This is a genomic window from Butyrivibrio proteoclasticus, assembly GCF_900115735.1.
Taxonomy (GTDB): domain Bacteria; phylum Bacillota; class Clostridia; order Lachnospirales; family Lachnospiraceae; genus Butyrivibrio; species Butyrivibrio proteoclasticus_B.
Window position 1 is genome coordinate 13,552 of sequence record NZ_FOXO01000027.1, and the last position, 13,404, is coordinate 26,955.

The 13,404-nt window shown below is 40.6% G+C and carries 13 protein-coding genes; 2 read left to right on the forward strand and 11 right to left on the reverse strand.

Annotated elements, in window-relative coordinates; translation table 11 throughout:
* Window positions 1-100: 100 nt before the first annotated feature.
* The gene (locus BM146_RS14490; protein ID WP_143087501.1) at window positions 101-1,066 is read left to right on the forward strand and encodes a sugar phosphate isomerase/epimerase family protein; all 966 of its coding nucleotides are present in this window, start codon (window positions 101-103) and stop codon (window positions 1,064-1,066) included.
* Window positions 1,067-1,160: 94 nt separating this feature from the next.
* Here BM146_RS14490 and BM146_RS14495 read toward each other — a convergent pair whose 3' ends face one another.
* Window positions 1,161-1,838, reverse strand: a complete 678-nt coding sequence (locus BM146_RS14495) for a TIGR00266 family protein (protein ID WP_074890575.1) — start codon at window positions 1,836-1,838, stop codon at window positions 1,161-1,163.
* Between the two features lie 168 nt (window positions 1,839-2,006).
* Between BM146_RS14495 and BM146_RS14500 the strand changes: the two genes are divergently transcribed.
* Window positions 2,007-2,426: a DUF3592 domain-containing protein gene (locus tag BM146_RS14500; RefSeq protein ID WP_074890577.1), complete on the forward strand. Its 420-nt coding sequence runs from the start codon at window positions 2,007-2,009 to the stop codon at window positions 2,424-2,426.
* A 7-nt stretch (window positions 2,427-2,433) separates the two neighbouring features.
* Here the strand turns inward: BM146_RS14500 and BM146_RS14505 are convergent, their stop codons facing one another.
* The 10 genes from BM146_RS14505 to BM146_RS14545 form a co-directional block, all read right to left on the reverse strand.
* Entirely contained in the window at window positions 2,434-3,744 is a 1,311-nt protein-coding gene (locus tag BM146_RS14505) for an ABC transporter substrate-binding protein (RefSeq protein ID WP_074890580.1), read from the reverse strand.
* 17 nt (window positions 3,745-3,761) lie between these two features.
* Window positions 3,762-5,387, reverse strand: a complete 1,626-nt coding sequence (locus BM146_RS14510) for a histidine kinase N-terminal 7TM domain-containing protein (protein WP_074890582.1) — start codon at window positions 5,385-5,387, stop codon at window positions 3,762-3,764.
* 135 nt (window positions 5,388-5,522) lie between these two features.
* On the reverse strand, window positions 5,523-8,102 hold the full coding sequence (locus tag BM146_RS14515; protein ID WP_074890585.1) for an ABC transporter permease: 2,580 nt from the start codon (window positions 8,100-8,102) through the stop codon (window positions 5,523-5,525).
* Window positions 8,099-8,794, reverse strand: a complete 696-nt coding sequence (locus BM146_RS14520) for an ABC transporter ATP-binding protein (RefSeq protein ID WP_074890587.1) — start codon at window positions 8,792-8,794, stop codon at window positions 8,099-8,101. Before BM146_RS14520 ends, BM146_RS14515 begins: the two co-directional genes overlap by 4 nt.
* Before the next feature lie 124 nt (window positions 8,795-8,918).
* Entirely contained in the window at window positions 8,919-9,917 is a 999-nt protein-coding gene (locus tag BM146_RS14525; RefSeq protein ID WP_074890589.1) for a sensor histidine kinase, read from the reverse strand.
* 29 nt (window positions 9,918-9,946) lie between these two features.
* Window positions 9,947-10,657, reverse strand: coding sequence for a response regulator transcription factor (locus BM146_RS14530; protein ID WP_074890591.1), 711 nt, complete (start codon window positions 10,655-10,657; stop codon window positions 9,947-9,949).
* A gap of 33 nt (window positions 10,658-10,690) precedes the next feature.
* Window positions 10,691-11,341, reverse strand: a complete 651-nt coding sequence (locus BM146_RS14535) for a DUF6796 family protein (protein ID WP_074890594.1) — start codon at window positions 11,339-11,341, stop codon at window positions 10,691-10,693.
* A gap of 22 nt (window positions 11,342-11,363) precedes the next feature.
* Window positions 11,364-12,776, reverse strand: coding sequence for an MATE family efflux transporter (locus BM146_RS14540; protein ID WP_074890596.1), 1,413 nt, complete (start codon window positions 12,774-12,776; stop codon window positions 11,364-11,366).
* Between the two features lie 190 nt (window positions 12,777-12,966).
* Entirely contained in the window at window positions 12,967-13,125 is a 159-nt protein-coding gene (locus tag BM146_RS19595; protein ID WP_177201684.1) for a hypothetical protein, read from the reverse strand.
* Window positions 13,109-13,390 (reverse strand): MFS transporter, encoded by a 282-nt coding sequence (locus tag BM146_RS14545; RefSeq protein ID WP_074890598.1) that lies wholly within the window; start codon window positions 13,388-13,390, stop codon window positions 13,109-13,111. Before BM146_RS14545 ends, BM146_RS19595 begins: the two co-directional genes overlap by 17 nt.
* Between the last annotated feature and the right edge of the window lie 14 nt (window positions 13,391-13,404).

Below are 13,404 nucleotides of genomic sequence, written 5' to 3' on the forward strand. Positions count from 1 at the left end.
ATAAGCAAAAATAAACTGAAAGGAAATATAAGTATCTAAAATGAGAAAGTTAAAGGAAAAAAAGCCGCTAATTTTCACCGTCTTAATTGCCGTGTTGTGCATGATTATTGCCTTCTTGATAAGAAATATATATCTAAATGCCACAGCAGGACCTTATGAAGTTACAAGAAAAGAAATAGCTGATTATTTCAGTGCACAGCTTAATACTCAGGAGAATACTGTAAAAAAAGGTGTGCAGCAGATTATGCTCGGTACAGTATCAGATAATTACGACACTACGCTTGACGCTTTGAAACATGTTAAGGCTGCCGGATATGATTATATAGAGATAAATGATTTCATGATAGAAAAATCTTCTTTTATAGTAAAGCTTTTGACAAAATTTGGTGGAATGGACATAGGAAACAGCGGTAATCAGGATTGGCATACGCTTATTTATGAGAGCGGGCTCAAGGTAAGCAGTATGCATTCAAATCTCGGTGCAATAGAAGCAGATCCTGAGAAAGTTGCGAATCTTGCAAAAAGCTATGGCACAGACGTAGTTGTTATAACAGGAATGTACAGGTTTGATTATAGCGATTTAAACGAGGTTGAGAGTCTGGCAGAGCGGTTAAATACTGCAGGAAAAGCTCTGAAAGAACACGGCGTAAAGCTTTTATATCATAATCACAACTGTGAATTGCAGAAGGTTTCAACGGATAAGACAGCTTATGATGTGATTATAGAAAACACTGACGATGAATATGTGAATTTTGAGCTGGACACATATTGGATGACTGACGGAGGAGCTGACGTCTATCCAATAATAGAAAAGCTCGGTTCACGTCTTAAGTACTGGCATATTAATGACAGAGGAAACACTCAAAAAGGACCATATATGACACCCATCCTTAAAGAAAAGGCCACAGAGCTTGGAAAAGGCAATATGAATCTTAAGGGCCTTTCTGAAGTCATAAAGGAAAAGGGTGTTATGGCAGTTATTTTGGAAACTCACATGAACTGGATTGACAATGATCCGGTAAAGAGTATCGAAGTGAGTTCCGAATTCATGAATAAATATTTTTAAACGTGGTTGAGATGATCTAATTTAGTAAAAAAATCTCATATCAAATATATATGATATATATCATATATTTCAAAATATATCAGCAGATAAATTTTCAGCTCTTTGATGGAATATAAGGCAGTAATGCACCTGCAAGATGTGAAACAGGCATGGTATGAAGCCATATATGTCCGGGGCCTGTGATTACTGTGTTGAACAGCCCCTCCCCTCCAAACAGCGCATTTTTAATTCCGGGTACAGTCCTTACATCAATGGAGCAAGTAGAGTCCATAGCTGCTAGATATCCAGTATCTACAATCATACTTTGCCCTGCTGCAAGATCATATTCCTTGCAATGGCCGTCAAATTCAACAAAAGCTATTCCCTGCCCTGAAAGCCTCTGCATTATAAAGCCTTCTCCACCGAAGATTCCGGTGCCAAATTTCTTTTGAAAAAAGATATCCAGATCAACTCCCGCTTCGCAGGCAAGAAACGCATTTTTCTGCGCAACTATATCATGCCCGGGGCTAATCTCGAAGGCTCTTATGGAACCGGGTACATTGGAAGCTAAAGCAATTGTTCCGGGGCCGCCTTCTGCTGTGAAGTTATTGAGAAAAATAGATTCTCCTGAAAAAGCCCGTCCCAGAATCTTTCCCATTCCACCACCCTTTGTCTCCATTTTCATATTCGGAGTCATCCAGGCCATAGAACCGCTTTCGCATTTCAGCATTTCCCCGTTTTCAACGTCACATATAACAACAGGTAATGGTTCGCCTTCAATAGAGTATCGCATAAGCACCTCCTAGGAAAAAAGTCAACGTCGCTAAATATTATTTTACTTTTGGGAAGTGCATTTTTCAACAGTTCGTCGCATGGATGCAGTTTATTGTTTACTTTTTTTGCAAAATTAATATGCGCAAAATGGTATAATTTATGTATAAATCTGAAGGAGGTGCATAAAATGAACGGAGTATTTACGAGATTTGTAATGCCTATCCTCTTCTTTGCAGCCGGATGCTTCACAATCTTTACAGGAATCACAAATATCAGAAACCGTGCAGTTTTTACGGAAACAACCGGTGTAATTACGCATATTGAGGAAACATATGATTCTGCCACCGAAGATTATGATTATAAGGTTTCCGTAAAGTTCAATGCGGATGGTAGGGAAATTGAAACCGTTATGGGAGAATACAATGCCTCAATGTATGAGGGAAAAGAAATAAACATTTATTATAATCCTGATGATCCAACCAAGATCATAGCTTCTTCCAAAGCATTTCCCATCGTTATGTTCAGCCTGGGCACAATAGGAATACTGGCGGGCATTACAAGCTTTTTCCGCGGTTTGAAGGGGCTGTCGCATCAGACTGCCCCGTAAGCCATATTTATCGTATTGTTTCTTTAGATACTCTCTCAATCTGACTGGCGGCTTCCTCCGGCGTAATTTTACCTATCGCAAGTTCTTTTAGTTCATTACAAACAGCAAGACTTAAGTCCTCATACTTGATTCCTCTTGGTCCCGCTACATTGTTTTTGCCGTTTTCTATTATCACATTAAGATTTTTCTGACCATCCTCGCTAAGCCTCTGAACGTTTAGCTCCATATCTGCTCTGGATGGCATATACTCAAGATATTGATTGACCAAAAGATCCTGACCTTCGTTTACCAGATAGTCCATAAATCGGAAAGCCGCTTCTTTTTGCGTTGATTCAGGATTCATGCAAAGGACCACATCAGGATTTGCAGTTACAGGGGCTATTTTCCCATCGCCATTCCAGTCAATAAGAAAAACATCATGGTCTGCGCCCTCTCTGTCAACAACACCCCTGGTTCTCTCATCGCTTAATGTGTACATGTTCATAGCCCAGGAACCATTGGTAATCATAGGTATCTTGCCATCTCGCTGGAACATGTCATTTATAGTATCATAAATGGGCATCTTCACTGCTTTATCCTGAAATACTCCGCTAACAAAGCAATCCTGCCATATTCTGAAGGATTCTATTATAGGCTCTGACTCGAAACTCACCTTTCCTTCTATCGCATCGTATAAGGCATCCTTGTCGCAGTCTGCAGCAATTGACATCCACATATCAAGATTCATCCATGAATCCTTGGCTCCAATTGCCAAAGGCATCTGATCATTCTCACGAAGTGTCTGACAGGTTTTCTTCATATCCTGATAATCAGCTGGAACTTCGCACCCATAGTGTTTTAGCATATCTACGTCTGCCCACATATACCCTGCATAGGTTTGCCCCAGGGGAAGTCCATAAATCCTACCATCAGCGCCACTTACGCTATCCAGACATGAATCAAGAAATTTCTCCTTCCAATCCTCCCCCCATTCTCTTTCACAAAAGGGAGTCAGGTCTTCTTCAAAAATCCGAAATGTATCAAAAGCTGAACCGGTACTTATTCCATATATGTCAGGCCCATCACCATCTATCAGCTCTACCCTCATATGCTCCTGATATGCGACTGATTTGGTAAAGACATATTCTACATGTATATCCGGATTCTCTTTTTCAAAAGAATCAATAATCTGATAAATTGGGCTATCTGGCCCGTAGTCAGCAGGATTCCAGGTCTGAAAGGTTATGGTTGTTTTACCTTCCTGAACTTTGGCTCCACAACCGCTAAGTAGTCCCAGACAAAAGGCTAAGAATAAAAAATACAAAACACTTCTTTTCATAAAAGCTTACCCTCATACTATCCTATTAACATTTGTACTTTAAATGTATTGTCCCCTGTAATGTATCTGATCTCACTGCAGGTCTTTTTCACAAAGTCAAGAACGCTTCTGGTTCCGATTCCATGTCCTTCTTTTGAAGTTACAGGATGCCCATCTTCATCAAGCTTTACCTGCCCCTGACAGGAATTTGATATCTCTAAAAGAAGCTGCTGCTTAAATTTACTGGTAACTTCAATGAATCGTTCATTCTCCGGAACCTTTTCACAAGCGTGAATCGCATTTTCTAGCAAATTGCTTATAGCAATAGCCAGTTGCATCTCATCAACACCAACATTATGGGGAATGTTGGCCGATACCTTTATTCTTATATTATTCCTCTCAGCTATGGCCACATAGTGCATAAGCGCAGCATTGACAGTTGTATTCTCACAAAAGGTCCTGCTTCCTCGCGGCTCCTGTGACATTCGTTCCTCAAGGCATTTTTGGGCTTCATCCAATTTTCCATTCTGAATCAGCGATAAGATGAGTGCTTCGAAGTGTCTCCTGTCATGGCGCATTGCCCTGTCCTGACTAAGAATCTCTTCTGTGGCATTCAAACGCTCTTTCATACTGTTTGCGGCCATTTCCAAAATAGCCGCATCTGATTTTAGTTGGTACTCCCTCTGTTTAAGTACAGTTGAGTCAACCAACGCATAGAGCTTTCCTATAACTTCCCCATCTGCCGAAAGCTCTTTTTCCTCTGGTGTGTAATACTTATCGCCAATCTCAATGGTATCGCCTCTTATGATAGCCTCTCTTAAGGTATTAACGACATTCATTGGATCTTTAGTGATCTCAGGATACAGCTCTTTTGCATGCTCATTGTAGTACTGAAGCTTGTCGTCAACATCAAGAGCAATAACTCCCTCTGATAACCTGTCCACAATATAATCTCTGGCCATATCAATGACCCCAAGAAGGTTATATCTGAATATGGCTATGAACATGGAAATAGTGATTGCAACATTTCCAAAAACAGTTAAGTCAAAGTAATATGTAATAAAGAAAACATGTACAATCTGGAACAGATAAAGAATTGACGCAATGAGGAATCCACCGATAATGATAAAGACACGCCTTTTGGCGATTTTACCCTTGTGATATTTTATGGATCTGAACAGCATTGCTAAAACGATCACAATGACAACAGCCTGATACTGCATAAACGCCTTATGTACAATACCGGCTCTCTTCAAAAGAACCGGAAACATACCGGTCTTGTCGTACCAGATTTTGGAATAGTATAGATTATGGTTCTGAAATGTAAAAATGATGGCATAAACAAACACATCAATTAGAAGTAATGCTCTTACAAGGAGCTTCGGAATCGAAATGTGACACAGCTCAGCAGAAATCATAATAATGGAAAATAAAATAAACGCTCTACCTGCATACGAGAACTTTAGAGCAGCAATATAGCCATCTTCAGTTTTTGAAAGAAGTTCCAGAAGATATCCGGTATTGTTGACCAGCATTGTGATGCAGTTGAGAAAAAGATATGCATGAAGCTTGTTCTTGAGGTTTCTAAATACAACAACCCCCTCAAAAAGCATAGCAAATATGCTAAGTATTATTGCGCCTAAAAGAAATTCCCTCATAGTCATTTCTGTTTATCCTTCATTCCATACACATGCATGCAGTTCATTACCCTCCATTCCATAATACTCTATCATTCGAGAAAAAACAGACCCAATCATACACTGATTTGGGTCCGTTTTACACTGTTTTATTTAGTTTTGTTATACCGCGTCTTCCTTAAGGGCTTCAATGATGTTGTCATCCTTGATCTTGCTTATGCTAAGCGCCATGCTGATTCCAAGAATTCCGAACACTGCTATCACTGTCACACCGTACATGAGCAAGTCAGGATCGAAGGTAAGCAGCTTCATATCGAAGGTCGAGTACATGATGTAGCTGAGCAAAAGAGATATTGAAAAGCCCCAAATAAGCGCCTTTATGCCATAAAGAAGCGTTTCAAGCCTTATCATCTTTTTAAACCCTGTATTGTCAAGGCCCACAGATTTATACATGGCGAACTCTTTTCTCCTAAGGAGCACTCCCGTTGAGATCGTGTTAACGATATTTGCAATGGCTATAAGAGTAAGAAGAATAGTGAACCCATACATGGCTGTCTTAAGCATCAGCGTGATAGTATCCATAGCCTTTATTGTAGAGTAAATGTTAGAACCGTAATAATTGTGGTATCCGCCCTCTTCCAAAATTGAATATATCCTTTCAAGGACTTCTTCTGGACGTGAGGTTTCAACTCCCATATCCAGAACGAGCATATCTTCGGGAAGAACTTTTTTTGCTTTTTCAAAATACATGGAGGCAGGCACATAGACAGCAATATTGGTCTTAGGTGTCATGTTATAAATCTTGTTATTTCCGTCATATTTTACCAGTGCTGCAATCTCTATAGCTGGTGGATTTCCCTGCACCTTATCATAGTGAAGAACCTGTCCCAGAATCTTATCATTGAATACCTCGCTGGGCTTATTTTCACGGAAATAGTCATTGAGCAAAACACCTTTTAAGGTATCGCCATAGTATTCGTCCCTTTCAAGCCCATTATCTGTAAGGATCTTATCAAAATCCTCATCATCAGCTATGACCACATCCATGCCATCTAATTTCAGATCAGCAAATCCACGCGAAAGGAACTTTTTATCAGCGATATCTGTGTTTGCCAGCTCGTAACGTGACTCAGGGGACTTTCTAAACAAAAACTGTATCATACCGGCGCTGTAAACATCATTAACGCCTTCTATCTGCTCTATTTCGCTCCTAAGTTTGTCACTTTCCGAAAGCAGGCAGGATGCTACAACCTGATATGGAAAATCAACCTCATACTGATTGGCTCTTGCAATTGAATTACAGAAAAAGTTGATCGTAAGGAACAAGATCACCGAAACCGCGATAGTAGCGGTAATAACCTTTCCCTTTACACCATTTCTTTTTATATTCTTGTAAGCAAGCTCCCCTTCATATCCAAAGATCTTGCGGATTAGAGGATTCACACGAAGCCCCTTTGCTTTTACTTTTACCACGTTGCTCTGCCTGAGCGCATCAATAGGCATAACCTTGGCTGCCCTGATGGCTGGAACAAAGGTTGAAATAAGTATTGTAAGCGCTGCAAAAAACACTATCGCTGCAATTACAGGAGGCTCGCATACTACAGGTATACTGCCCCTCATCCCCTCTGCGCCTACAAAAATGTCAGCTTCAAGGATCCTCCTTCCAAGAAATGCCAGGGTGATCCTGGTTCCAATGTAGCCACACAATAATCCCAAAGGAATACCGATGATTCCAAGAATGAGTCCTTCAAAATAAATTGAGGATCTCTTTTGTCTTGCTGTGGCTCCGACGCTGGCAAGCATTCCCAGATAGCGCATTCTCTCTGTAAGAGACATACCTATGGAATTGAAGATCAAAATGACAGATGTAACGATCACGATCGCAAGTGCAACTGCCATCATTACGAAAAATGACCTGTAAGAGCCTCCGCTTCCCTCAAAAGCAAAGCAGCTAAGCAGATACTCTGTATTAAGATCGTACTTTTGGATCTCATGATCTGCGATGATGTGCTTGATCTGCTTAAGCGCTGTATGGTCACAGTTTTTAAGCAAAATTACCACCTGGGCCTTTTCAGAGTCAGGAAAATAGCCTTCATCCAGGCATCTTATAATATCCCAGCTTCCGGTAGGTTTGTTGCCGTGAAGAATTGCTGTCACTGTGCAGGTCTCAGTGGACAGCGCCTTGAACTGTTCATCTGACCTGTAGTTTCCTCCCAGGTATACTAATTCACCCTGCTCATCGTACATATATCTGTAGCCCTGCTCAAAGGTAAGGGTATCTCCGACCTTAAGATCCTCCAGGCCATTATCAATAAGGAACTGCTCTTCAACTGCTACCTCGGAGGAATTCTTTGGAAGGACTCCATCATAGTCTGATATTACCCTCATTGACATATATACAGGATCTGCCTGCTCAATATTTCCAATGCTAAAGCGCTCTTCTTTGCCGCCATTAAGTCTTACACCGGTTTTCTGCTCTGTTGTATCGCACAGGCCAACGCTTTCAATCCTGTCATCCTCTGACAGTGATACGTACTGCTTATACGTGATCTCACTGAACTGAGCATGTACGTTTCCGTCAGACTGTATTGACAGATAACCAAAGAACTTAAAGAAAGAAAATACACCCAAAATAATGGCGCTTATAAGTGCCGTCGATGCCACAATTCCAAGTATTGTTACCACCGATCTTTTCTTGTTTCCAAGAAGGTGTCTAAGTGTCAGGGTTGATACAATGTTCATGATGCCATCACCCCTTCTTTCCTCGAATCTCTTGTTATCTGGCCATCCTCGATGGTGATAACTCTGTCAGCAGAAAGAGCTATCTTTTCATCATGGGTGATGATGATGACCGTCTGGTTGTTTTCCTTGTTGAACTTTCGAAGTAGCGAAATGATCTCCTTACTGTTCTCAGAATCCAGGTTACCTGTGGGCTCGTCTGCAAGAAGCAGAGCTGGATGATTCATAAGCGCCCTACCTATTGATACCCTCTGCTGCTGACCTCCGGAGAGCTGATTTGGAAGATGTGATAATCTCTCTTTTAATCCAAGCTTTTCCACAAGGTCATTAAGGAGTTTTTTATCAGGCTTTTTCCCATCCAGCAAAATCGGAAGTGTCATATTCTCTTCCACGTTCAGGATCGGAATAAGGTTGTAAAACTGATAAATAAGTCCGATGTTTCTTCTTCGAAAGATCGCAAGCTTGGTCTCATCAAGTTTTCCGATGTCCGTTCCTGCTATATTGCAGCTTCCCGATGTAGGAACGTCAACCCCGCCAAGTATATGGAGCAGTGTAGACTTGCCAGACCCTGAGGGTCCTACTATTGCCACAAACTCTCCCTGTTCTATATCAAAAGAGACATCTTTAAGAGCATCAACTCTTGTCTCTCCTGTTCCATATACTTTGCAAAGGTTTTTGATCTCCAAAATGTTCATTTTCTATTCTGTCTCCCTTCTTAAACATTTTTTCATTGTCTAAGAAAAGTTTAGTTTTAAATGCTTACAATCCCGTGACTTTTTCATAACAATTCTGTAATATTACCCAATTTTAATTTTGCCCCTAAATTATCGTCTTATAAAACCGCACAGAGAACTTTGTCCCCACTCCTTCGGTGCTTTCAACAATGATGTCGCCATGCTGACTGGTAATGATCGTCTTTGAAAGAGCCAGCCCTATACCAACGCTATCCTTGCTGGCATTTTTTCCTTTATAGAACCTTTCAAAAATATGTGGAAGGTCTTCTTCTGCTATTCCGCAGCCTGTATCTTCTATTGTGATCTCCTTGTAGATATTGGTGTCTGAGGTACTAATCGATAGCAGATTCCCACTGTCCATATGCTCAACGCAGTTTTTCACTATATTTTGAAGCGCTTCTATAGTCCAGTTTCTGTCACAGTTAAAAGAAATATCAGTAATTTGCTTTTTACAACTTATATTTTTAAGTTCCATCTGAATTTCAAAGGCTTTTACTACTTCCTGAACCAGCGTCACAGCCTGTACTTGTTCAGGCTTCATGGTTATGGTCCCTGCATCGATCTTGGATAATTTAAGGAGCGTCTGAATAAGCCAGCTCATCCTGTCCAGCTGATTTGACTGGGTTGTAAGAAATTCCTTTCGTTTCCCTTGATCATCCTCTTTCTTTAAAAGATCATTCATGACGATCATGGATGTCAGTGGAGTCTTGAGCTGATGACTGATATCTGCTATGGCATTTGAAAGTGCCAGCTTATCTTTTGCTAAAAGATCTTTTTGATAATTAAGAGTTGATGTTGCCTTGTAAATGTTAGTCTTAAGAAGCGACAATTCGCCCTCTTCTTGATCAAGAATACCAGGGGCTTCATCTCCGGCAAGAACTCTTACAAGATAAGAATTCAGGGCATCAATATCAGCATATCTTCGCCTTGTGATCATCACAAACCCCGATGTAATACCTATTCCCAGGATCAATACCAAAACAGCTGCAGCTACGCCACAAATAGCATATCCACATACAGAAAGAGCAGCTGTAAAGACAGCTGCCGTAATAAACATAAACTTGAATTCTTTATTTCTGAACATTTTACAATTCCCCAATCATGCTAGTTGAGTTACTTTTCAAGTATATACCCAAGTCCTCTGACGGTTTTAATTATCTGAGGGTTAGCAGGGTCTTTCTCTATCTTATCCCTTAGCCTTTTGATGTAGACAGTAAGAGTATTATCGTTGACAAAATCACCGCTTACATCCCACATTTCTTCAAGAAGCTGGCTTCTTGACATAACAACGCCCCTGTTATTATAAAATGCTAGCAGCAATCTATACTCAAGGGCAGTCAGCTCAACCATTTCTTCTTTTTCAGTCGCCTCATCCAATAAGCCAACTTTGGCTTCGCCAGTATGAATGCGGACGTTTTTTATTTCAAGGATCCCGCTTCTCTCCGCTCCGGAATTAGTCAACCCTTTGCCACTTCTCCTAAGAACAGTCTTGATCCTGGCCATAAGCTCATTGATCCTGAAGGGCTTGCACACGTAATCATCTGCCCCCATCTCAAGGCCCATGACCACATTGACTTCTGCATCGCTTGCAGTCAGAAAGATTACCGGAACATCCTCTTTTTCCTTGATGTATTTACAGACATCATAGCCATTTCCATCCGGAAGATTGATATCCAGGATGCATATATCAAATGTATTTATGCTAAAGGCATCTTCTGCATCTGCCTTGGTCTTAACATGAACGACCTCATACCCCTCTTTTTCCAGAGAGTACTTAAGCCCCATTCCAATTGCGTCATCGTCTTCAAGTAAAAACAGCTTCATTTCATGTGCTCCTTGTTCATCTATATATAAAGATTATAAGCAGAGTAGTGCTAATAATCCATATGAAGCAAGTCCCAGACTTGCTGCGCAACAGCTTGGTGCATCAATAAAGATATCCAGTTTAGTCGCCCTGAACAAAAAACCAACGAGCTGGAATACTACTGGATTTAATAGCACGCACCATATTGGAGCATGGATAATACCGGCAATAATAAGCACTATGACCGCTATCGCAGGAATAATGACCAGCATTGAATACAGTGCAAAAAATGGTACATAAATCTGTTTAAAGGCTGACTGGATCACGTCTTCGGCGAGTTCCTGGTCAGCTTTTGAAATGATCTTTCTGTATATTATCGGCTGTTGGCAAAGGAAAGTATGGATCATGAATCCTCCCATAGCTCCGATCAGGAATATTACAGAAAGCGTTGTTGAAATAACCGGATGCTCAGCACGAAGTGTCATCATGAGCGCAATAAATCCGCAGGAGTACATAGGCACTGCAAACATCGCGAGGATGTCAGACCACACAAACCTCCAGTGCGCCATTTTTTTCCATTCGCTGTCAATTACGCCCATCTTTCCAAGTTTCTTATTCTGCGGCCCTTTTAAATCCAACAAAAGATCTGCTGTAGCACATAGTAAGCCACCAATAATTCCAATTACTGCTAATAGAGTATTCATCTTTCTTTTCCTCCCGAAAACTTCACAAAGCCTCCTGGACACGTGGCTCTGACTGATGCTCACATGCAAGATTATTTAGCCAGCGCTCTTTTTTCAGCCAAAAATGGAATATAAGGGTCCTGACAATGTCCAGAAGTTTTACGCAAAGGTACATCTGTACTGGCCCGATGTCGGTATATCTAGCAAGCAGGAAAAGCATAGGAAGCATGACCACTATTGTTATTCCAGCATCTGCATATGCACCCATCTTCGTGTCGCCGCCAGATCTTGCGATTGCCTGCTGTGCATTTACAAGCACCCATACAGGCATAAAAAATGCCATAAGTATTACCATGCTCCTTGAAATTGCAATAGCACTTGGACTTAGCTTTCCAAACACAACAGGAATGATAAGTGTTGTAACAAATCCGACAAAAGTCATGGCAACACCAAATACGATAGCTCCTGATAAAAGCCAAGTCTTTTCTCTGCGGGCTTTTTCAAGATTTCCCTCACCAAGGGTTTTTCCAATTATTACGGTTGTTGCTGAGTAGATTCCACCAAATGCTACAAAAAACAGGTTAGCTATGGCAAAGCTCGATGCCATACCTGAAACTACATCTGCTCCGCCTCTTCCGTTATAGATAGCCGTCGTTAAGGTTTCTGAAAGAACCCAGGTCATCTCACAGAAAAGCATCAGAGCACCTTTCTTTAATATTTCCCTGAACAACTTTCCATCTATTATGAATTCTCTGCTAAAGTGAACTGCAAAATCAGGCTTGCTCTTGAAATAGATAAATGCAAATATTACAAACTCTACTGTTCTTGCTATGACAGTAGCATAAGCGGCTCCTCGGACACCAAGCGCAGGCATTCCAAAATTCCCGTAAATAAGAAGATAATTGAATACGGTGTTTGTAAGAGTTGCTATTACTGTTACAACCAAAGGTGTTTTAACTTTTCCCATATCTCTAAGTGAGCTGGCAATACTCATAGAAATAATCATGGGGATTCCCACAACAGACATGATTCGTATATATGGAACTGCCTCATCAAGAATAAGAGCTGCCTGTGTGTTTCCCATAACCATAAACGACAGGATTTCTCTTGGATATATTAAACATACCATGAGGTATGGGATGAGTGCCACAAATCCTGCAAGCAGTTTAAACATAAACGCCTGCTTCATTCCTCCACTGTCTTTTGCGCCAAAAAACTGCGTAAGGAATATCCCTCCAGTCATGCAGATTGTGTTAATTAAAACCATAAACACAAAAAGCACCTGACCGGCAATATTTACACCTGACATTGATATATCGCCCAGTCCTGATACCATAAAATTATCTATCAGCGACACCATGCTCTGTATAAGCTGCTGAAGCATTATAGGGACTGCTATCGCCAGCACATTTTTATAAAACTTTCCACTTCCGAAAATCGTATTTTTTTCTCTCATACATTTAAAAGTCAGTAGCTATGTTCTACTGAAAACTCTCCTTCATTTTTAAAAAAACAGTCATAAAATCTTTATAACTCCTTTATGAGCATACCGATTTCAGTACAATCATATATTTATCACAAAACAAAAAACAGCCTCAAATTTACACTCATTTGAGGCTGTTTTACACTGATATTCAAGTCAAAAATCATTCTTCAGTATATTTATATTTTTTCATGATCTGACCGGAGATTATACATATGGCTGTTCCTGTCACACCAAGAATAAACATCATCATTGCGGCACCTGAACCCTTACCGCTTCCGAAAAGAAAAGTCCAGAACGGATCATTACTTTTCAATGCCATAAACATTGTTACCTTTTTGAGGTATGACAAGGGCCGGAAGTACAGCATCAAAGGCTGAAGCTGTCAGGTTAACCCCCGCCATAAACAGTATTACAGTAAGTATAAGCGGAGTTTCTTTTAGGAACTTTAGCCCCTCTTTAGCCAGTTTGATCACGTTTTCGTCCTTACTTGTTCCGTCCTTGATCTCAGGTAGTTTTATAAAGAACAATAATGCCACAAATGCTATGGCAAAAGACAGAAGATCTACCGCAATAACCGTATCCAACCAATTCCTTTATT